The 19,325-nt window shown below is 58.7% G+C and carries 20 protein-coding genes and 1 tRNA gene; 13 read left to right on the top strand and 8 right to left on the bottom strand.

The window, feature by feature from the left end; all coding sequences use genetic code 11:
- Positions 1–109: 109 nt before the first annotated feature.
- Positions 110–976 carry a phosphotransferase family protein gene (locus tag NWQ23_RS04645; protein WP_306165082.1) on the bottom strand — a complete coding sequence of 289 codons (867 nt, stop codon included), beginning with the start codon at positions 974–976 and terminating at the stop codon, positions 110–112.
- Between the two features lie 150 nt (positions 977–1,126).
- On the opposite strand from NWQ23_RS04645, the gene NWQ23_RS04640 reads away from it, so the two are divergent.
- The 6 genes from NWQ23_RS04640 to NWQ23_RS04615 all read left to right on the top strand — a co-directional run bounded on the left by NWQ23_RS04640 (position 1,127) and on the right by NWQ23_RS04615 (position 5,776).
- Positions 1,127–2,362 (top strand): aminopeptidase, encoded by a 1,236-nt coding sequence (locus NWQ23_RS04640; protein WP_306165081.1) that lies wholly within the window; start codon positions 1,127–1,129, stop codon positions 2,360–2,362.
- Positions 2,363–2,421: 59 nt separating this feature from the next.
- Positions 2,422–2,733: an ETC complex I subunit gene (locus NWQ23_RS04635; protein WP_306165080.1), complete on the top strand. Its 312-nt coding sequence runs from the start codon at positions 2,422–2,424 to the stop codon at positions 2,731–2,733.
- 58 nt (positions 2,734–2,791) lie between these two features.
- A tRNA-Arg gene (locus NWQ23_RS04630) sits at positions 2,792–2,868 on the top strand.
- 283 nt (positions 2,869–3,151) lie between these two features.
- Entirely contained in the window at positions 3,152–3,796 is a 645-nt protein-coding gene (locus tag NWQ23_RS04625; RefSeq protein WP_306165079.1) for a sugar transferase, read from the top strand.
- A 117-nt stretch (positions 3,797–3,913) separates the two neighbouring features.
- The gene (locus tag NWQ23_RS04620) at positions 3,914–4,171 is read left to right on the top strand and encodes a hypothetical protein (protein ID WP_306165078.1); all 258 of its coding nucleotides are present in this window, start codon (positions 3,914–3,916) and stop codon (positions 4,169–4,171) included.
- A 3-nt stretch (positions 4,172–4,174) separates the two neighbouring features.
- A complete protein-coding gene (locus NWQ23_RS04615; protein WP_306165077.1) occupies positions 4,175–5,776 on the top strand; it encodes a hypothetical protein in 1,602 nt (533 codons plus the stop codon).
- 47 nt (positions 5,777–5,823) lie between these two features.
- On the opposite strand, the gene NWQ23_RS04610 is transcribed toward NWQ23_RS04615, so the two are convergent.
- On the bottom strand, positions 5,824–7,818 hold the full coding sequence (locus NWQ23_RS04610; protein WP_306165076.1) for a polysaccharide biosynthesis tyrosine autokinase: 1,995 nt from the start codon (positions 7,816–7,818) through the stop codon (positions 5,824–5,826).
- Between the two features lie 141 nt (positions 7,819–7,959).
- Here NWQ23_RS04610 and NWQ23_RS04605 point away from each other — a divergent pair, with 141 nt between their 5' ends.
- From NWQ23_RS04605 to NWQ23_RS04580, 6 genes are read left to right on the top strand one after another with little or no spacing between them, the layout of a single operon-like run.
- A complete protein-coding gene (locus NWQ23_RS04605; protein WP_306165075.1) occupies positions 7,960–9,222 on the top strand; it encodes a lipopolysaccharide biosynthesis protein in 1,263 nt (420 codons plus the stop codon).
- Positions 9,207–10,550, top strand: a complete 1,344-nt coding sequence (locus NWQ23_RS04600) for an O-antigen polymerase (RefSeq protein WP_306165074.1) — start codon at positions 9,207–9,209, stop codon at positions 10,548–10,550. The genes NWQ23_RS04605 and NWQ23_RS04600 overlap by 16 nt, the downstream gene beginning before the upstream one ends.
- Positions 10,543–11,112: an acyltransferase gene (locus NWQ23_RS04595; RefSeq protein WP_306165073.1), complete on the top strand. Its 570-nt coding sequence runs from the start codon at positions 10,543–10,545 to the stop codon at positions 11,110–11,112. Before NWQ23_RS04600 ends, NWQ23_RS04595 begins: the two co-directional genes overlap by 8 nt.
- Entirely contained in the window at positions 11,109–12,242 is a 1,134-nt protein-coding gene (locus NWQ23_RS04590; RefSeq protein WP_306165072.1) for a glycosyltransferase, read from the top strand. The genes NWQ23_RS04595 and NWQ23_RS04590 overlap by 4 nt, the downstream gene beginning before the upstream one ends.
- Positions 12,239–13,156, top strand: a complete 918-nt coding sequence (locus NWQ23_RS04585) for a glycosyltransferase family 2 protein (RefSeq protein WP_306165071.1) — start codon at positions 12,239–12,241, stop codon at positions 13,154–13,156. Before NWQ23_RS04590 ends, NWQ23_RS04585 begins: the two co-directional genes overlap by 4 nt.
- Positions 13,153–13,908, top strand: coding sequence for a glycosyltransferase family 2 protein (locus NWQ23_RS04580; RefSeq protein ID WP_306165070.1), 756 nt, complete (start codon positions 13,153–13,155; stop codon positions 13,906–13,908). The genes NWQ23_RS04585 and NWQ23_RS04580 overlap by 4 nt, the downstream gene beginning before the upstream one ends.
- On the opposite strand, the gene NWQ23_RS04575 is transcribed toward NWQ23_RS04580, so the two are convergent.
- The 5 genes from NWQ23_RS04575 to NWQ23_RS04555 form a co-directional block, all read right to left on the bottom strand.
- Positions 13,899–14,840: a phosphatidate cytidylyltransferase gene (locus NWQ23_RS04575; protein ID WP_306165069.1), complete on the bottom strand. Its 942-nt coding sequence runs from the start codon at positions 14,838–14,840 to the stop codon at positions 13,899–13,901. The two genes, NWQ23_RS04580 and NWQ23_RS04575, sit on opposite strands and share 10 nt — an antisense overlap.
- A complete protein-coding gene (locus NWQ23_RS04570; RefSeq protein WP_306165068.1) occupies positions 14,837–15,478 on the bottom strand; it encodes a 1-acyl-sn-glycerol-3-phosphate acyltransferase in 642 nt (213 codons plus the stop codon). The genes NWQ23_RS04575 and NWQ23_RS04570 overlap by 4 nt, the downstream gene beginning before the upstream one ends.
- 83 nt (positions 15,479–15,561) lie before the next feature.
- A complete protein-coding gene (locus tag NWQ23_RS04565; protein WP_306165067.1) occupies positions 15,562–15,840 on the bottom strand; it encodes a hypothetical protein in 279 nt (92 codons plus the stop codon).
- Between the two features lie 40 nt (positions 15,841–15,880).
- Positions 15,881–16,561: a PspA/IM30 family protein gene (locus NWQ23_RS04560; protein WP_306165066.1), complete on the bottom strand. Its 681-nt coding sequence runs from the start codon at positions 16,559–16,561 to the stop codon at positions 15,881–15,883.
- A gap of 101 nt (positions 16,562–16,662) precedes the next feature.
- Positions 16,663–17,259, bottom strand: coding sequence for a TetR/AcrR family transcriptional regulator (locus NWQ23_RS04555; protein WP_306165065.1), 597 nt, complete (start codon positions 17,257–17,259; stop codon positions 16,663–16,665).
- A gap of 167 nt (positions 17,260–17,426) precedes the next feature.
- On the opposite strand from NWQ23_RS04555, the gene NWQ23_RS04550 reads away from it, so the two are divergent.
- Entirely contained in the window at positions 17,427–18,359 is a 933-nt protein-coding gene (locus tag NWQ23_RS04550; RefSeq protein WP_306165064.1) for a hypothetical protein, read from the top strand.
- Here NWQ23_RS04550 and NWQ23_RS04545 read toward each other — a convergent pair.
- Positions 18,331–19,325, bottom strand: a 995-nt coding sequence (locus NWQ23_RS04545; protein ID WP_306165063.1) for a mandelate racemase/muconate lactonizing enzyme family protein, incomplete at its 5' end; no start/stop codon positions are given. The genes NWQ23_RS04550 and NWQ23_RS04545 overlap by 29 nt on opposite strands.

Here is a 19,325-nt window from a genome sequence, read left to right as displayed (position 1 = left end):
CTGGGCGTAAGCCATGGCGAGGATTCCTTTGGGTCCCCTATAGTTGATGTGTTTGTATTGGGGTTCAAGGGCGGCTCCTGACAGGATGTGTCAGGAGGGTTTGGGTGTTCTAGGCCCGCCGCCGTTCAGCGAGGTCGAGAAACGCTTCCAGATAAGGTTCAAGAGACTGGCGTTGTGGTGACGTTGCTTTGTGTTTGAACGACGAGCGAGCTAGAACAACAGCACCCCATCGGATCAGGCGCTGTGGGGACGCATCTATTGCGCCGGACATGATCTCGGAGCGGGATTTGATTTTCCGGATATACTCATCTATCGAGACGCTGCCATACGCTTGGATCATCGCTTTGCCGAATTCGTGGGCTGGGTCAGCGCGTAATCCTTTGGGATCGATCAACCGTGGCCCGTCTTTGGTTACTATTACATTGCTAAAACCCAAGTCTCCGTGGACAACGCGCTCTTGTGCCGTCGTCTGCACCAGTTCGTCAAGGATAAGTGCTGCCCGCTTGATGATCCGGTCAGGGCTCGCGGCATCATCCTTCGCGATCTTTTGCTTAAAGTCTTGCTGAAGTTTGGGTGCGAGACGCTGATAAACGAACTGCCGTATGAATTCTGTCTGAGCGACGGCTTTGGCGACTGTCGCTAAGTGTCTGACGGCTTCAAGTTCGTTATTGGTTCTGACCAATGTATCCAGACCGGGCCCTTCGAGCCACTCCATTAAAACCGCCGTGCGCATGTGGTTCACGCGGAGAACCTGAACGCCGAAGTCAGGTTTTAGTTGCCTCAGAAACGAGATCGCTGCCCCTTCACCACTTGCCCCAATCTGATTGTAGAGTTTTAAGGCGACAGGTCCGTTTGGCCCAAGCGCCTTATAGACAACGGCGCGTTTTGTTTCCGTGACCTTTCGAATGTCTGTCAAACTCCATCGCCCACCAATTCTTTCGGCGGTCTCCTGCGATGATTTCACCGTAATTTGCATCACATCACGCTAGTTGCCCTCGAACACTTTTATCTCCTATGCGATATGGTTGATTCAAAAAACAATATTTGCCGATGTTCGCTGATGCAGCTTGATGATTTCGAAAGTCATGCAACAAATTTGGCGCAGACGACTAACAAAGGAAATCCCATGTCCGACCATATCGATCCCGTCAAACTTGACCGTCTGGCAGAGGTGGCTGTCCGTACCGGTGTCAACCTGCAAGCGGGGCAGGACCTTGTGATCACCGCCCCCATGGCCGCGCTTGAGTTGGTGCGCCGCATTACGGTCCATGCCTATAAGGCGGGCGCGGGGATTGTGACGCCTTTCTTTACCGATGATCAAATCACTTTGGCCCGCTATGAAAATGCCCCTGACGCCAGTTTCGACCGTGCCCCGAACTGGTTTTACGAGGGGATGGCTGCGGCTTTCAAAAGTGGTGCCGCCCGTATGGCGATCACTGGTGATGACCCGATGCTTTTGGCAGCACAGGACCCGGCCAAGGTGGCGCGGCTGAGCAAGGCCACGTCGATTGCCGCCAAGCCTGCGATGGGGCCGATTGTCGGATTCGAGGTGAACTGGAATATCGTGGCCTATCCCGGTGCGGCTTGGGCGGCGCGCGTCTATCCTGATCTGCCGGTGGAAGAGGCACAGGGCAGGTTGATGGATGCGATCTATGCCGCGTCGCGACTTGAGGGCGACGATCCGGTGGCCAATTGGGCTGCACATACGGCCAACCTTAAAGAGCGGGTGAACTGGCTGAATGCGCAGAATTTCAGTGCCTTGCATTACACTGGGCCGGGCACCGATCTGATGCTTGGGCTGGCGGACGGGCATATCTGGAAAGGTGGCGCGTCACCTGCGCTCAATGGCGTGACCTGTCAGCCCAATATCCCGACAGAAGAGGTCTTTACCTGCCCGCATGCCTATAAGGTCGACGGCACGGTCGCGGCGACCAAGCCCTTGGCCTACAATGGTAACGTGATCGAAAATATCGCCGTGCGGTTCGAGGCCGGGCGGATTGTCGAGGCCACAGCGACCAAAGGCGAAGATGTGTTGAACGCGTTGCTGAACACCGACGATGGGGCCAGCCGGATCGGCGAGGTGGCCCTGGTGCCGCATTCCAGCCCGATCAGCCAGTCGGGAACGCTGTTTTACAACACGCTTTTTGATGAAAATGCGTCCTGTCACATCGCATTGGGCCAGTGCTATGCGGACACGATCGAAGGCGGGTCGGAACTGTCGCCTGAAGAGATCAAGCAAAAGGGTGGCAACCAGAGCATTGTCCACGTGGATTGGATGATGGGGTCGGATGCGGTGGATATCGACGGGATCACCAAGACCGGTGACCGCGTGCCGGTGATGCGTGGCGGCGAATGGGCGTAAGCGCGCTTGCGAAACGCCGTGTTTTTGCACATATAAGACCCAGCCAAGGGAGACCCGCAATGCGCGCACGAATCTACAAGCCAGCCAAGACCGCCATGTCCTCGGGCACGGCCAAGACCAAGCATTGGGTGCTGGAGCATGTGGCCGAAACCGCGCGCGAGGTTGATCCGTTGATGGGCTGGACATCGTCCAGTGACACGCAGGCGCAGGTCAAGCTGGCGTTCGACAGCAAGGAAGCTGCCTTGGAGTATGCCCGCGAGCAAGGCATTGATGCCATCGTTCAAGAGCCCAAGACGCGCAAAGCCAATATCCGCCCCGGTGGATATGGAGAAAACTTTGCCACCAACCGTCGGGGCGTTTGGACGCATTAGGCTGATGTCTGTTTAGACTTGCCAAAGACAGGGCTGGCGCGCCATACCACGCCCGTGCGGTCCGATAGCTCAACTGGATAGAGCAGCTGACTTCTAATCAGCAGGTTGAGGGTTCGATTCCTTCTCGGATCGCCAATTCCCCCCTTGAGCATTTGGCATTGCACCTGAATGACACTGCGCGGCGTCTCTCTGACAGTCGAACCCGATGTGTCATTCCTGCCAAGGCCGAACGGCTTTCGAGAAGGGCAAATTTTCGCAAAAGTTAACGAAAAACGGCTATTTTTGGCCGTTTCACCGGTATTTTCAGCTTTGGCGCACGCCAAAGTTAATCACTCCTTAACCGACATCTTTCAACTTTCTTAACCATAAAGGACTGACAGGCACATCTGCCGGTTCTCTGGAGAGAGGTGACTGTATGATGTTCGATTTTCAAAATGATGTGCTTGAAGGGACAGCAGGCCACAGGCGGCAGAAACACGTGCACCGCCATCTTTCCAAGGCGAGTTTTGACCTCTGCCTGTCACTGATGTTGTTGTTGCCCTTGCTGATCCTCACCCTTGTTTTGGTCCTGATCAATCCGTTCCTGAATGCGGGTCCGCTGATCTTTCGGCAGTCCCGGATGGGGCAGGATTGCCGCGCGTTCACCGCCATCAAGTTTCGCACCATGCGGGTTGAGGCGACGGCGGTGCGCGGGGCTTTCGATGCGCTAGAGGCGGATCGCATTCCGCCTTTGGGACGCTTCTTGCGCAAGTCGCGTCTGGATGAGTTGCCGCAGATTATCAATGTGTTGCGCGGAGAGATGAGTCTGATTGGCCCGCGGCCGGATGCTTTCGAACACGCAGTCGTCTACCTCAAGGAGGTGCCGGATTATGCGCGCCGCTATCAGGCGCTTCCGGGGATCAGTGGCTATGCCCAGACCGAGGTGGGTTATGTCGACGGGGTTGATGGGTTGCACCGCAAGGTCGCGGCGGATCTGTACTATCTGGCCAATGCGAGCTTTGGGTTTGATCTGTGGATCACATGGCGCACACTTTGTGTGGTGCTTGGCTGCAAGGGCAGCTAGGGCAGCCTCTCAAGTTTTTGCCGCAGCCCCCGTTGCGGGTCCCTGCGAGCGCTGGCCCAAGCGGTTGGTAATCGGGTGTTTCTAAGGATGGTGGATCAACCAAACTTGGAGATTTTGATGCCCGATCCTTTTGATACCGACTATGTGAACCTCACATCGCCTGCTGTTGCACACTATGCGATTGTGCCCTCTGACGGGGCTGATCTGCCGGTCCGTCCGCGCGCAATTTATGTCAATGCTGGTGGCACGGCAGTCTTGCAGGATAACGACGGCGCAGCGATCAGTTATGAAGTGACTGCGGGGACTGTCTTGTCCATCCGCCCGCTGCGTGTGTTGGCGGCAGGGACCACGGCTCAGTTGATTGCGTGGTACTGAACCATGATCGGTTTTGAGCTTTCGCCGGGGCGTACCGGGGGACGGCCGCCGTCTGCGGCCCCTTTGGCCGCATTTTTCCGGCAGGGTGGCGGCACGCATGTGGGGCTGGCTCAAGCGCCAAACGGGGGGCTGGCGGTCTGGACCGAAGTTGGTGCAGAGCACGCGGCGCGCCTGCGTTTTGACAATGACAATGCAGGCACGCGGTACTCGTGGCGCGAGACAGTTGTCGCCAATTTGCGCAATGTATATCCGGTAGGAAGGATGGCGCTGACGGGGTCTTGGTCTCAGCAGCAGACCTCCGGTTCGGGACGGTCCGGGAGCTATACCGGCAATCGTGCAATTTCGACCTCTTCTACCGGTGCGATTGCGGCGGTGACAGTCGACCGCGCGGCCACCTATGATCTTTGGATCAACTATACCGGTCGGACGAGTGGCGCCTATGTCCGGGTCGAGATTGACGGATCGCAAGACCTTGTGAACGAGATCGGCGACCCCGCAGCTTTGGGCTTCAAGGCGTTTTCAACCTATACACCATCTGATTTGCAGCGCCGCCAGTCCATCAAGGTGGCCAGCGGTCTGAGCGGTGCTCATGAGATCACCCTGACCTTGGGCGGCGCCGCGTCACCGGGCGGAAATACCATCATGATCGAGGCGGTCTCGATTTCGGGGTCGTTGCAGGACCCACATATTCTTCCTCCGCTTTGGACCCCTGCAACGACCTACCAGATGGGGGATGAAGTCCAGTTTGGCGGCACGTTCTACGCTGCACGCGCCAATGGTGTCAGCGGGACGACCGGCCCCTTACATACCAGCGGGATCGCCTCGGATGGCAATCTTGACTGGCGTGCTGACAATCGCCCGACATACCCCGAGTTTGTCGCAATCGACTATCCGTCAGAGCGCGAATACGCGATCCGATTTGCCGTTGGCGGTGTTGTCACGGAACTGGGCGGGCAAACCCATGGCCATGAGGTTCTCGACGCGCGGAGCATTTCACTGGATGGGTTGGCTTGGGTGCCACAGACGACCGGGAGCGGTCTGAGTGTCGGCGCGCAGATTGCCATTGCCGAGGATACGACGTGGCAGACTGGGGCGGGCGTTGCTGTCGCCAGCTGTCAATTGATCCGTTCCGTGGTGCCCGGCTCTGTCAATCATGCTGTCGTCGTGACCGGTACGGGTGCGCAAATGGATGTCGAATGGTTCTATCCGGGGATGTTGCCGATGGTCCGCTGGGACGGCGAGGGTCAGACAACTGTCGTTGACAGCATTGCAGCACCGGCTGCCATCGCGGTCAATCTAGCGGATTTTGCCGGGCAGATGCCCTCGAATATTGATTTCCCGGGTGCGACGCGGCTTGGCCTCTCCGCTCAGGTCAATGGCGCTTTGCTGACCTATGGGCATGAAGCGGGGGCGCAGGGCTCGGCGACGGTCGCGTTGGGCGCGTTGAGTGCGTTCCTGCGACCCAATCTGGATGGCCGTTCAGAAAGCGGGAACGACGACTGGGTCGCCAAGGCCTATATCGCGCCGGACACCAGCAGCGGATTGGTCTTTGGCAATGGTGATGTGGTGAGCTTCTTTAACCGGCATGTGATGTCGGTTGTCTAGACAAAGGCAGAAAAGGGGCCGCTGATATCCGGTGGCCTCTTTTCGGGTCAAGCAGGGACCGACATACCATGCGCCGCGACGAAAGACCCTTGCCCGACCTGCCGCAGTTTTCGTGGATTGATTTTTGACAGTATAAGCCCGGTTGCCGGTGCGCCGGCATCGTCCAAAGCCTGCAGGCCGCGGTTTACCAGTGCCATCGGTGTTTTTGCCCAACGGACCGCATAAATGACCGCATCCGCATGTTGCGCCAAGAGGCGGGTTTCGGGAGCGGTCATCACCGGCGGGCTATCAATGATGATGTGATCGTAGTTTTGCCGCAGCTGATCCAACAGCGCGCCGAATGCTTCGCCAAGCAAGACATCTGCCTGATCGTCTGCCTGTGTTGCCAGCAGGACATCCGCCCTTATCTGCCTGTCATGGATCACCACCTCAGCCGCTGATGCATGACCCAAGATGATATCCTTAATGCTCAGACGCGGTCTTGCAGAGAGGACCGACAGCAAGGTTCGCCCAGCCGGGTCTGCGCCAATCAAGAGTACCGATTTGCCCACGTGGCCAAGCGTGTCGGCCAAGGCGATTGCATGGGTCGTTTTGCCTTCATCCGGAAGGCTCGCGGTAGACAGGATGATTTGCGGCAGCTTTCCGTGATTGGCGATGAGCAGGGAAGTCCGCAAACCCTTGACGGCCTCTGATAAGGTGGATTGCCGATCAGAATCCAATCGTTTCCACAGCTGCGAAGCACTGCCCAAGGCGGTTTTCGGAAATTGGGCAAGTACAGGCAGGTTGGTCGCATCGCATAGCTCTGCAGCGTCGATGACGCCTTTGCGCAAGCTGTAGCTGACGGCCACAAGCACCAGCCCCATGACCGTCCCAATCATGGCCGCGATGGTCAGGATCAGGATCTTTTGTGGGCCGATGTACTGCCCTTTGGTCGCCATCGTGAAGCCTTGCCCGATTGGTGTAATAAGCGTTTGTTGCGCCCGCGCGTCCTGCAACCGGGTAAGGAAGTTTTCGTAAATGACACGGGTCGCATCAGCCTCGCGTCGCAGTTGGTCCAATTGGGCAAGGCCAGAGGATTGTGAAGACAGTTGCGCACTCAGGCGCGCGCGCAATGCCGTTGTTGTCGTGATCGCCGCTTGCTTTTGCGAGATTTCGGCGGGGATGCGGCCGCTGTTATCAATCGGCTGATCTGCCAGCCCAGTCAGTTCCGCCTGAAGTTGGGCCAACTGTTGGTCAGCCTGCAAGACCTGGATGCTGAGTGCGTCAATGCCTGCCCCCTCCTGAAGCTGCGCAGACGCGACCAATTCACTGATCTGGAGCTGCCTTGTCGCAAGCTGGTCTTCGAGATCTGCAACTTGTTCGCTCAACCACCGCAGCGTTGTCTCGCCTGTCGCGACCTGCAAACCGTGCAGATCGGCGAGGTATCGCTGGGCGATGGTATTGGCGATCAGGGCAGCTTTGTCAGGATTCCCGCTGCGCGCTTTGATCTGGAGGATAAAGGTTTCGGGCCGTCTTGAGATCTGGAGTGTCCCGCGCAGGTTGTCATTGGCCTTTTCCGCCATTTCTGCCGCCGTCGGCAGCTGATCTGTCGTGCCGGCCAAGAGATGCCTGATGCGCCTGCGCAGGCTGTCCGGCGCATAGGGCGACGGGGGATTGAGGTAGCGATTGAACTCTGGGTCTGCCATCAGATCCAGTTCTGCGATCACGTCACCAAGCAATTGGTCCGAAGTCAGCGCCGCAATTGCGGTGTTCAAACGCACGTCATCGCTGATGGTGACAGCCAAGGGGGCTGCGCCGGTGCGCAAACCGGCCGGCGCGGGATCGAGAGCGACCGTTGCGATTGCTTCATAACGCGGTTGCGCCATCCGGAAAGCATAGTAGCCGGCAACCGTGACGGCCAAGATCAGGGACAGCAAGATCAGCCATTTGCCCTGCCAGATGACACCAAGAAGCCCCCTGAAATCAAAAGGCGGGATCGGCTCGACCGTTGCCAGCCATTGAGCTTGAGGCGGTTGTCTTGGTTCTGTGCGGTGTTTCGTCATCGAAACCTGATCCCGTAAGAAGCTATGAATGCCACCCCAAAGAACCACAAACCGGTTAACCATTAATTAATCACAATGAATGAGGACTAAAGCCATCGTGGCGCGTGATGTTTGTCGTGCCTGGACTGTGATGATGGCGTGATGATCTTTGCAAAGCTGACAAATCTGGCAAAACGCGGTGCTTTGGGCACGCTTGGCCTGCGTGCGGGCATTGTCGGGATGAATTTTGTTGTCATGCTGGGTTTGGCGGCATTCTTGGGTCTCGAAACTTTTGGCGCCCTTGCCTTCCTTTGGGGGTTGGCCTTGGTTGCGGGGACGCTTTTGTCCCTGGGTGGGCCGCTGATCCTATTGCGTGCGCTGACGGATGGTGGCGGTTTGCGTGGCCGTGATGTGATTGCGCTCAGCCTGATTTATCCCGCGATTTTGGGTCTCACCGCCTTCGGACTGCTATCCACGCTTTGGGCTGAACTGCCTTGGGCCGTCGTTTTGGGCGTCGGTTTTGCGGTCAATCTGTTGGGATGTCTGGCCAGCGTGATGCGGGCGCTGGGCAGTGTGCAATGGTCGATGGCACTGCGCGATGCGGGGCCGCAAATGGCGTTGGGGGTGGGGGCCCTTGTTGCGGGCAATGGCACGGCAGGATCAATCCTCATAGCCAGCGCGTTTGTCATGGGAGCAGGCAGCCTGATCGTGATCTTTTGGTGCCTGCGCCACGAAAGGGCGGGCAGATTGCAGGCAAAGCAGGCGCGGCCGGTCTGGAGCGCGTCGCTCTATGGCACCTCTGTCCTGGGGATGGTCATCGCCCAGATCGATCTGATCATCGGGGGCGCTGTCTTGCCGCCAGAGGCGCTGGGGCTTTACGCGCTTTTGCGCCGGATTGCGAATCTCGTGGCTTTGCCGGTCTCGGTCGCCACTTGGGTCAGCGCACCCCCGATTTCAGCCGCACATGGTGCAAACGACAGGCGCGGTTTGGCCGAGGCCAGTGCTGCTGGCAGTCAGATCGCATTCCTTCCCGGAACCGCCTTGTTCATGATTGGCCTTGCGGCTCTGCCGATCGTCACGCTGACATCGCCTGATGCATTCGCCGCAGAAGCCTCGTTTGCCTTTGGGATCTTGCTGATCGGTGCCTTGGGGCAAGTGGTCTTTGCCTCTGGCTATACGGTCGCGACGCTTTGTGGCCTGGCGCGTTATGCCGCGCTCGCGCGGTTTCTGGGTATCTTGATCTATTTGCTGGCGGTGCCGTTTTTCGGAGCGCACCTGTCGATTACCATGAATGCGCTGGCCTATGTTGTGGCGATGACGGCGGGTGGCGTGTTCCTGTGGGGCACCCTGCGCAAACGGCACGGGATCGATACCTCGGCCATGGTGCTCTGGCGCAGAAAGTCGGGGCGATGGAAACTGTCCTGATCGTGACATTGGGCACGCTGTGCATGGTCCTGCCGTTCTGGCTGGGCGCGCGTTTCGGCCTTGTGCCGCTGGTCTCGCCAATGCATTTGCTGAGTTATTTCTGCGCCTTTGGTTTTGTGATCAAAGTGGTCGTCTACGGCTTTGTTCCGGAATTTGCATTCTTCCAGCGGTACATCGATACGCCCGGCGCCTTGCTGACAGGTGTGGTCTATCTGGCCAGTTTCATCTTGTTGATGTGTCTGGGCTATCTTTGCGCGGTGCGGTCCGATCAGATGCGACCCGGCATTGCAGAGGCGCGCCATATTGCGGCCGGGATCGAAAGGCGGGGCTGGCTTTTTGCCAGCGCATTCGGGGTTGCAGCGGTTACGATCGTCCTGCTTCTGGACGCGCGGGGGTTGTCGCTTTTGTCGCGCGATATCTTGGCGCAAGTGAATGCGGACAAGCAGATCAAGGTGAATGCCAGCGGGGTGGGGGCCACGCTGGCAGGGATCAAGACGTTCTTTATCGTGCCAAAATGCGCCTTTGTCCTGCTGCTTGCGCAGGGGATTGTCTTGCAAGAGCGGCGCATTCTGGCGCAGGCGGCGATCCTTGCGGGGCTTTTGGTCTTGATCGCGCTTATGTCGGGCGATCGGTTTGAATTGGTTGAGCTTCTGGTCTTCGGCTTGGCTGTCTACTTGATCCTCGGGGGCCGCATCGGGGTGCGTATCGGGGTTCTCGCGCTGGCAGCGGTAGTGACCCTTTTCCTTCTTGTGTCCTATATGACGGTCCTGCGGGGCGGTGATCGCGGGCTTTGGGCGCAGATGGTCGGCTCTACCTATTTTCTGGACATCAACGCGGCTGTCATGGTGACCGACCGTGTGACGCCCGCGATGTATCTTTGGGGCGAAAGTTATGGCTGGTGGAGCTTTGGCTGGATCCCGCGCGCGATCTGGGTGGACAAGCCCGCCATCGATCTGGGGGTTTTCCTCAAGCGCGACGTGATGGGTGTGACCACGGGTGGGGCATTCAATGTGACCGGGCCCGGCGAGGCCTTCATAAATTTCGGATGGGCCGGTGCCGGTGTTGGATTCATTCTCGGCTGGCTTTATCGCAAAGGAGAGGTCGCGGTGCTGTGTGCGCACAACAGTCTGCGATATGGAGCCTTCTTGCTCTATCCGCTCATCTTTTACCCCTTTGTTCAGGCCACCCTGCAATCCTCTTTCAGTGCCTTTGTCGTCGGGGCCGCAGCGCAGCTTGTCCTGATCTGGGCGATGATCGTGATTTTCGTGCCGCGCTATCGCATCAGGCGCTATGGGCCCGCGATGAAAGGAGTTCCACACCATGTCTAGGTTGATATTTTGGGCGCTGCGCCTCGCGGGTGCGCTTTACCGCAGGTTTGCAATCCGCATCGCCACGCGGTTGCACAAGGCAGCATTGGCACAGGTTGGTGCGCGAACGCGGTTTCAGGCAGGGGTACGGTTTGATCGGCCTGCAGCGGTCGAGATCGGCGCAGACTGCATCTTTTGGCGCGGCGTCCATGCGCCAGCAGAGGGGCAAAGCCCCGCCTTACGCATCGGTGATCGGGTGCAGGTCAATCAAGGCGTCCTGCTTGACATGACGGGCGGCCTGACGCTGGGCGATGATGTGCTGATCTCTGAGGATGCAGTGCTTTACACCCATGATCACGGGCTTGATCCGCATTCCACGCCGCGCGCGATGCCCAAGGATATAGGCCGCGGCGCGTGGATCGGCATGCGCGCCATCGTCCTGCCCCAATGCCAGCGGATCGGTGCAGGAGCCGTCATCGGCGCTGGCGCAGTTGTGACCCGCAACATACCCGTCGGGGCGATTGTTGCGGGCAATCCCGCAAGGGTCATCGGGCAGCGGAGCCCGCGCGAGGTGGCCGCATGAAGATCTTGCATGTCGTGCCGACATTTTACCCCGCGACCTATTGGGGCGGGCCGATCTGGTCGACCAAGGCGATCTGCGACGGCATCGCCGCCTTGCCGGATGTCACTCTGCGGGTGCTGACCGGTGATGCGGCGGGGCCTGCGATCAGTGACCGGGTCACGCCTGTGCCCTTGCCATATCCGGTGCACTACGCCCGGCGGATTGCTGGCAACTGCATCGCGCCGGGGCTTTTGGCACGGCTGCCCGCCGCCATCGCCTGGGCTGATGTGGTGCATCTGACGGGCACCTACAACATGCCCACCCTGCCCACATTCGTGCTGGCGCGGCTGCTGGGCAAACCTGTCGTTTGGTCGCCGCGCGGCGCTTTGCAGGCCACCCAAGACTGGGCAGAGGCCCCCAACAAGCGTATCAAACACAGCTTTGAGCGTCTGGCGCATGTCTTGCGCCCCGACCGCAGCATCCTGCATGTGACCGCCGAGCAAGAGGCCAGACAAAGCAGGCGGCGTCTTGCAGACATGGCCTATGCGGTGATCCCCAATGCTGTCACGGTGCCACCAAGACAGCAGAAAGCCCCCCCCGATGGCCGCTGCCGTTTGATGTTCATCAGCCGGCTGCATCCCAAGAAGGGGATTGAAGTCCTGTTTGACGCGATGGCGCGACTGCCTGACCGCTTTACGCTGGATGTCTATGGTACCGGAGATCAGACCTATGTCGCAGGGCTGCAGGATCAGGCTGCGCGCAGCGCGGGCCGGATCCGGCTGCATGGTCATGTCGAGGGGGCGCAAAAGACTGCGGCATTCACTGGCGCTGACCTCTTTGTCTTGCCGTCACATTCGGAAAACTTCGGCATCGTGGTAGCAGAGGCCCTCGCGCACGGGGTGCCTGTGCTGACGACCACAGCAACCCCTTGGGGGGCGGTGGAGCCGCATGACTGCGGGCGCTGCGTAGATCTGGCGCAGGTCGATCTGGCGCATGAAATTGCATCCCTTGCAGCCTGCGACCTGCCCGCAATGGGCGAACGGGGCCGGGCCTGGATGGTGCGTGACTTTTCGCCCGCTGCCATGGTGGCGTCGTTCGAGGCGCTCTACCGTGAACTGGCAGCGGGCAGCTTGGCGCAGGTGCCCGCATGACCCCGCTTACCGTCATCATTCTGACCAAGAACGAGGCGCGACATATCGGGCGTGCCATTGCATCGGTGCAAGAGATTGCCGCGCGGATCATCGTTGTTGACAGCGGATCGGTCGACGGCACCGCCACGATTGCCAAAGCAGCGGGAGCAGAGGTGATGCACCACCCTTGGGTCAACCATGCCACGCAGTTCAACTGGGCGCTGGACCAGATCAAGGATGACGCTGGCTGGGTGCTGCGCCTGGATGCCGACGAGCTTGTCACACCAGCACTTGCGGCACAGATAAAGGCAGGTTTGCCTGATGTCGCGGGTCTTTTTATCGGGCGGCGGATCAAATTCATGGGGCAGATGGTCCGGCATGGTGGCGTCTTTCCCGTGCGGATCATCCGGCTGTTTCGCAATGGCAAAGGCCGCTGCGAACCGCGCTGGATGGATGAGCATATCGTCGTTGACGGTCCCACAGCGCATCTGGCGGGAGAGATCATTGACGACAACCGCAACCCGCTGGATTGGTGGGTGGCCAAGCACAACACCTATGCCAGCCGCGAGGTCGTTGACGTGCTGAACCACGCGTTCGGGTTTTTGCCGCAAGCGGCTGCCTTGCAAGGCAAAGGCGGGACTGCGGCAAAACGCTGGATCAAGCTGCATGTCTATCGTCGGTTGCCTTCAGGACTGCGGGCCGGGGCTTATTTCCTTTATCGCTATGTGCTGCGCTTGGGGTTTCTGGATGGCCCGCAGGCACGGGCATTTCACGTGTTGCAGGGCTTCTGGTATCGCTATCTGGTCGATGCAAAGCTGGCCGAGGTGCGCCGTCATATGGCCCAGACAGGTGCTACGCCCGAAGAGGCGATCCGCGCGTTGCTGGGGATAGACGTGCGCGAGGCAGGATCATGTGATGCAAAGGCCGCCGCATGAAGATATCCGTTGTCACCGCCGTCATGAACGGGCGCGCGACGTTGCCGCAGATGCTGGACAGCCTCAAGGCGCAGACCCACCGGCAGGTTGAACATGTCGTGCAGGATGGCGGATCAACCGATGGGACGCTGGACTATCTGCAAACACATGGTCACGGAGCAATGGCGCTGCTGTCGGTTCCTGATACTGGTATCTATGACGCGATCAACCAAGGGATCACGCGCGCCTCTGGCGATGTAATCGGCCTCTTGCATGCGGATGATCAACTGGCGTCCGATGATGTGCTGGCGCGCGTCGCACAAGCGATGCAGGCCCCCGAGATTGATGGGGTTTACGGTGATCTGCAATATATCGCGCGCGACGATGAAACCCGCGTGATCCGCCATTGGAAGGCAGGGGACTTCGCGCCTGCGCAACTGAGGCGCGGTTGGATGCCGCCGCATCCGACGCTTTATCTGCGCCGAGAGGTCTTTGCGCGCGCCGGACTTTACGACACCAGTTACCGGATTTCGGGCGACTACGACGGGATGCTTCGGTTTCTGACGAAAGGGCAGGTGCGGCTGGCCTATCTCCCGCATGTGATGGTGCGGATGAGGATGGGCGGGGTCAGCAACCGTTCCTTTGCCCATATGATCCGCAAAAGCCGCGAGGATTATCGGGCAATCCGGCGGCATCAGGTCGGGGGCATTGGCACGCTTGTGGCTAAGAACCTGTCCAAGCTACCGCAGTTTTCTGGCCGTGGTCAGGTGTAGAAATACACCGTCAGCTGATAGAAAATCGGGGCTGCAAAGATCACGCTGTCAAGCTGATCGACAAACCCGCCTTGACCGGGGATCAGATGTGACCAGTCTTTCACGCCACGGTCGCGCTTGATCGCCGCCAGCACGATACTGCCCAACATGCCGACGAAGGAAGCCGTGCCCGCCATCAACGCTGCTCCGATCACCCCGAAAGGCGTGATCCAGTTCAGCGTCGCGCCGATGATCATCGCGCTCAGCACGCCCATGACCAGCCCTTCCCAAGTCTTGGGCGACAGACCGGGGGCGATTTTCGTGCGTCCGATGCGGCGGCCAAAGAAATACTCCAGCAGGTCACCGAATTGCACGACCATCACCAGAAAGGCGATCATCAGGACCGAGCGGTCGCCATACCCATCGATATCAATCGACATCAACGCAGGCACGTGGCTCACACAGAAGACCGCGATCATCAGCGCCCATTGGGTCTCGGCCACGCGGACCAGAAACCGCTTGGGATCTCCTCGCAGGGCCGAAATCATCGGCAAAAGCAAAAAGGCGTAAACGGGGATGAAGACCGTGAAAAGCCCGGTCCAGCCCAGCCCGACAAACACATATTGCAGCGGAAGAACGACAAAGAACGCCAGCGCCAGTGACAGATGGTCGGCCTGCGCCTTTGTTGTCAGCGTCAGGAATTCACGCAAGGCGGCAAAGGAGGCAAAGGCAAAGAGCGTCATGATCCCCGGTTTGCCCATCAAAAGTGCGATGCCGATAAAGGCGACCATGCCCCACCAGCTTTGCACGCGGGTCATGTAGGTATCGAGCATCGGATTTGGTTCGTGGACGGGCTGGCGCGCACGCAGCACTTCGCCCAAGACAGTCAGCGCTATCAGGATCCCGAAACTGCCCAGAGCCAGCAGGAGGATATCTGCGGTTGTACTGCTCATCCCCGCACCTCGGGCCGCAAGGCCAGCAAGGCGTCAGAGGCGCGTTTGAGAAACGCGTCTTTGCTTTCGCCCTCTTGCACATGAAGCGGGGCGCCAAAGGTGACGGTGCAAATGAGAGGCAGGGGGATCACTTCGCCCTTGGGCATGATTTCGGTCAGATTGGCGACCCATGTGGGCACCAGATCAACATCAGGCCGCGCGACCCCCATGTTATAAAGCCCTGCCTTGAATGGCAGCAGCGGGTCTTCGGTCATGTTGCGGTTGCCTTCGGGAAAGATGATCAGCGATGATCCTTCGTCGAGGGCCGCAAGGATTTTATCCATCGGTTTGTCGTTCACTTCGGGGCGGCGGTCGACAAGGACGCAGTTAAAGACCTCGGGTCCGACAAAGGCGCGCAGTTTGTTTTTCAGCCAGTAGTCAGCGGCAGCAACAGGCCGGACAGTGCGGCGCATTGCGGGCGGCAGGACAGACCAGATCATCGGCATGTCCGCGTTGCTGGTGTGGTTAGCGAAATAGACGCGCTGTCGTGGCAGAGGTTCGATCCCTTGCCAATCGGCCCGCACAGCCGTGATCGCCCGCGCAAAGATGCGGATGGATTGTCCGACGATACGGGCTGCAAATTTGCGCAAGAATTTCATGGTGCTGACTTTGGCGAAGGGGTGGGGATTTGAAAAGAGAAAAGCCTGCCCCCGGATTCAAGGGGCAGGCCGGAGTTTTTGCCTTAAAGCGAGTCACCCGCGTATTCGGACAGCAGCTTTTCGTTACGGGCCTCTTCGATCCGGTTGATGCGGTCTTCGGACATCTTTTCATCAAAGCGGTATTTGACAAAGTTTACGAGCGCGAGGGTCAACATCAAGACCGCCATGCCCCAGAACCCTTTGGTGGCGAGGGGGACGTCAGTGGAGAGCCAGAGCGAGATCGCCAGCATCCCGTAAGCCACAGCGACACCGGCGCCGTTTACGAACATGATCAATGCGTTATCAGATTTATTACGTGTCATTTTGGATTTCCTTTTGTGATAGAGTATCAGGGGTTGGGGTTTATTTCTTGCCAGCCTTCAGGCGGGCCAGAACGTCATCGGCAGTTGAACGGGTGGCTGCACCAAATCCGGCATCGGCCATACGGTCGGTGATCGTGCCGCCATCCAGATCGCGGTTGATATCGGCAAGGATTTCGGACCGTTCGAACGGGTCATCGCGGCCCAGAACGCGAGAGATCAACTCTTCGGCCTCTTCCACGCTGCCAGATGTGACACCGGTGCGGGACATCTGCATTTGGATGTTTTGTTCGCGGCGCACGGCGCGGGCCTGAATGGCACCTTGCTTGAGGTCGATGATCCGGCGGTGGCCGCTTTCGATGGAGGACCGCAGGCGCATGACCTTCTGTTCCAAACGGTCCAGTGTTTCAGTGCGCACAGTCAATTCGTTTTCCATATTGGCGATGGCGCGGGCGGCTTCGGTGGCCATGTCTTCGCGGTCGTTCTCCAGCGCTTCTTTGGCGCGTTTGGTCAGGTCGTTGATGCGCATTTTCAGCGCTGCATGTTGCTTTTCCTCGGATCGCTGACGCTGGATCAGGCTGGCAAGCGTCGCTTTCGCGGCGCGCAGGCTGTTTTCGCTTTCACGAATTTTCTGGTCGATCAATTCGATGGCAAAGGCGTCGCGGACGCGGTCTTCGGCCCGTGCATTCTGCCCGTTGATCAGTGTGGCAAGTGTCTTGAACATCGGTCTCTCCATTTCGTTTCAGTGCGTGAACACTGTTCATGAAGTAGAGATAGCGAATCTGGTTTCCTGTTGCAAGACAAAAATGAACGATGTTCAAAAAATTATGCTGAGGTCGTGATTTGCCTTAAAACAAGGGCGATCATCCGGTCTATATCGTCAGAGGGCACGCCGGCACTTGCCTGATCCAGCCCCAAAAGCACGATCCCATGGACGGACGAAAACAGCGCGCGTGTCAAAAGCGCGATGTCAGTGGCGGCGCGATCGGGGAAAATCACCGCGAGCGGATCAGAGATATAATTGAAAAGCTGCCCCATCTCGGCCAGATACCAATCCGGTGCAGCCTCGCCCGGTGCGCGTTCGACATCAAACAGCGCCCGCCAGCTAAGGTGGTTCTGTGCCGCAAAACGGTGATAGGCCTGCGCCATGATCACCAGTTGTTCGACAGGGTCCTGCGGGGCCTCGGCGAGGCTTGCCGCCACATCTGCGCCCAGCCTGTGGAAAGTGCGAGCGTTTACGGCCAAGACCAGATCGGTCAGATCGCCAAAGACATTGTAAATCGCACCGACGGCGCAGCCCGCCTCGCTGGCCAGATCACGGGCACGCAGGGCGGTCAGACCGTCAGCGGCAATCGTGCGTTCGGCAATCGCAATCAACGTGTCGCGCAATTCCTGTCGGCGGAGTTCGGTTTTCGTGGCCATCTGGTCCTCTGCTTAGTGAACGTAGTTCAATGATACGGGAGCTTAACCAGAGAGGGAAGTGCGAAGTCAAATCTGCCGCGAAGCAGGCCGATGTCCGGGTCAGGATAGCCTCACTTGTAAGATACCTGCTCTTGGCCAAAGGTGTGAACAGGTTGGGAAATTCTTTGATGCGTTTGCTTGGTCTTCGAAACCTTGGTCTGAAGTTGATTGTCGGATTGGTCGCATTGGCCTGTCTGACAGGTCTTCCCTATCGACTGATCGGACTGTGGAACCGGCGTCACCGCAGTTGGACGTCTGTTTTCTTTTGTTACGCAGGATCGCGAAATTTCATCAACAGCTATGCTTTGCCGGGGATCGAAGGATTTTTCCGGTGGCGGCCCTCGCCAATCGGGGTGATGCGTCAGAATGGTGAGTGGGGTCTGGTCATGGCGTCACCCATGACGGAAGAAGATTTTCTAGATCCAGCGAATGCCAAAGCCTTCGGGATGCTGCAATACAGGTTGGCTCGCACGGCGCGCATTCTTGGTGTCGAGGTGATCAACGTTGCCGGAATTTTGCCCGCCGTGTTGAAGCAATCGACCGAAATGGAAGTGAACGATACGCGCGAAACCGTTGTGCAAGCGGTCGTGTCTGCCGTGGCATGTATGCGCCGCACTTATCTTGAAGAAGGGGTGAACGACGTCATTGTACTTGGTGGGGCGGGACGCATTGGAAGCGGTGTCGTGACTGCGTTGCGCCAGCAGGGGTGGATCTGCCATATCGTTGATGTTGCCCATGGTCCGGCAGCGTTTCCCAACCACCTTTCGCACAAGCCGGTTCTCTTGCTTGATATCGCGCGCAAAGGGGCAATCGCAGACTATATCGATGGCATGTGGCCGCAGATCATTGTCCTCAACGAGGTTTTCCCTTGTCCCTCGCGTCACTTGGTCAAACGCATGGCCGAGCGAGGCGTCAGGGTCTTTCACCTTGCAGGCGTTGCAGGAAAGATCACGCCGCCCTTACCTCATGGTTACGAAAACGCGATTCCCTGCTGTGCTGCGCGCCCGGTCCAAGGCGCGTATGACGTGCGCATCATTCCGGTTGGCCAAGATCGGGTGTGACAGGCGCTCCACCTGCAAAGCTGTTCACCCCGTGATAGCCGATCGCGTCTTCCTGCATTTGCAGATGCAGACCGTCGCCCGTGAAGGGATGCGCGCGGGCAAGGTCTTCGTCAAAGTCGATCCCCAGACCGGGGGCTGTGGGGACAGGGATGTATCCGTCCTCGACTGTGATGCTGCCTTTGATCAGAGCGTTGTGGAATGGTGTTTCGATGGTTTCAGCCATCAGGATATTCGGGATCGAGGCCGCGAGCTGGATATTCGCCGCCCATTCGACGGGGCCTGCATAAAGATGGGGTGCGACTTGCGCGTTATAGACCTCGGCAAGCGCTGCGATTTTTTTGGTTTCCCAGATGCCGCCAGACCGTCCAAGGGCGGGTTGCAGGATCGTGGCGGCCCCCGAACGCAAGACGGTTGCAAATTCGGCCTTTGTCGTCAGCCTTTCGCCTGTTGCCACTGGAATAGCGACAGCCGCTGCGACCTTGGCCATTTCATTGACGTTGTCCGGCGGGATCGGTTCTTCGTACCAAAGCGGGCTGTAGGGCTCGAGCGCCTTGCCCAGCCTGATCGCGCCGCCGGTGCTGAACTGGCCGTGCGTGCCGAACAACAGATCGGCGCGGTCACCCACGGCTTCACGGATTTTTTTGCAGAAACTGACCGACAGGCTGATGTCATACATGGACGGCATGTGGCCACCCCGGATGGTATAGGGGCCTGCGGGATCGAATTTGACCGCCGTATAGCCTTTCTCGACCATATCAACCGCGACCTCGGCCGCCATATCGGGGCTGGACCAGAAGTCTGGCAAAGGATGCGCGGGGCGGGGATAAAGATAGGTATAGGCGCGGATGCGGTCGTTCATGCGCCCGCCGATCAGCGCGTGCACAGGGCGGTCGCGGTCTTTGCCCAGAATATCCCAGCAGGCCATTTCCAGCCCGGACCACGCGCCGATGACAGTCAGGTCAGGGC

It is taken from the genome of Yoonia sp., from assembly GCF_030731595.1.
In the GTDB taxonomy this organism is placed as follows: Bacteria; Pseudomonadota; Alphaproteobacteria; order Rhodobacterales; family Rhodobacteraceae; genus Yoonia.
The sequence above is the reverse complement of the archived record's forward strand: the minus strand, read 5'-3'. Positions and strand labels throughout refer to the sequence as shown.

Excerpts from the sequence above, each read along its gene's own strand:
- NWQ23_RS04585 (WP_306165071.1), top strand. The coding sequence starts at position 12,239 with ATGACCCCGCTTACCGTCATCATTCTGACCAAGAACGAGGCGCGACAT.
- NWQ23_RS04565 (WP_306165067.1), bottom strand. The coding sequence starts at position 15,840 with ATGACACGTAATAAATCTGATAACGCATTGATCATGTTCGTAAACGGC.
- NWQ23_RS04620 (WP_306165078.1), top strand. The coding sequence starts at position 3,914 with ATGCCCGATCCTTTTGATACCGACTATGTGAACCTCACATCGCCTGCT.
- NWQ23_RS04635 (WP_306165080.1), top strand. The coding sequence starts at position 2,422 with ATGCGCGCACGAATCTACAAGCCAGCCAAGACCGCCATGTCCTCGGGC.
- NWQ23_RS04615 (WP_306165077.1), top strand. The coding sequence starts at position 4,175 with ATGATCGGTTTTGAGCTTTCGCCGGGGCGTACCGGGGGACGGCCGCCG.
- NWQ23_RS04580 (WP_306165070.1), top strand. The coding sequence starts at position 13,153 with ATGAAGATATCCGTTGTCACCGCCGTCATGAACGGGCGCGCGACGTTG.
- NWQ23_RS04595 (WP_306165073.1), top strand. The coding sequence starts at position 10,543 with ATGTCTAGGTTGATATTTTGGGCGCTGCGCCTCGCGGGTGCGCTTTAC.
- NWQ23_RS04645 (WP_306165082.1), bottom strand. The coding sequence starts at position 976 with ATGCAAATTACGGTGAAATCATCGCAGGAGACCGCCGAAAGAATTGGT.
- NWQ23_RS04625 (WP_306165079.1), top strand. The coding sequence starts at position 3,152 with ATGTTCGATTTTCAAAATGATGTGCTTGAAGGGACAGCAGGCCACAGG.
- NWQ23_RS04575 (WP_306165069.1), bottom strand. The coding sequence starts at position 14,840 with ATGAGCAGTACAACCGCAGATATCCTCCTGCTGGCTCTGGGCAGTTTC.
- NWQ23_RS04610 (WP_306165076.1), bottom strand. The coding sequence starts at position 7,818 with ATGACGAAACACCGCACAGAACCAAGACAACCGCCTCAAGCTCAATGG.
- NWQ23_RS04555 (WP_306165065.1), bottom strand. The coding sequence starts at position 17,259 with ATGGCCACGAAAACCGAACTCCGCCGACAGGAATTGCGCGACACGTTG.
- NWQ23_RS04590 (WP_306165072.1), top strand. The coding sequence starts at position 11,109 with ATGAAGATCTTGCATGTCGTGCCGACATTTTACCCCGCGACCTATTGG.
- NWQ23_RS04560 (WP_306165066.1), bottom strand. The coding sequence starts at position 16,561 with ATGTTCAAGACACTTGCCACACTGATCAACGGGCAGAATGCACGGGCC.
- NWQ23_RS04600 (WP_306165074.1), top strand. The coding sequence starts at position 9,207 with ATGGAAACTGTCCTGATCGTGACATTGGGCACGCTGTGCATGGTCCTG.
- NWQ23_RS04605 (WP_306165075.1), top strand. The coding sequence starts at position 7,960 with ATGATCTTTGCAAAGCTGACAAATCTGGCAAAACGCGGTGCTTTGGGC.
- NWQ23_RS04550 (WP_306165064.1), top strand. The coding sequence starts at position 17,427 with ATGCGTTTGCTTGGTCTTCGAAACCTTGGTCTGAAGTTGATTGTCGGA.
- NWQ23_RS04570 (WP_306165068.1), bottom strand. The coding sequence starts at position 15,478 with ATGAAATTCTTGCGCAAATTTGCAGCCCGTATCGTCGGACAATCCATC.
- NWQ23_RS04640 (WP_306165081.1), top strand. The coding sequence starts at position 1,127 with ATGTCCGACCATATCGATCCCGTCAAACTTGACCGTCTGGCAGAGGTG.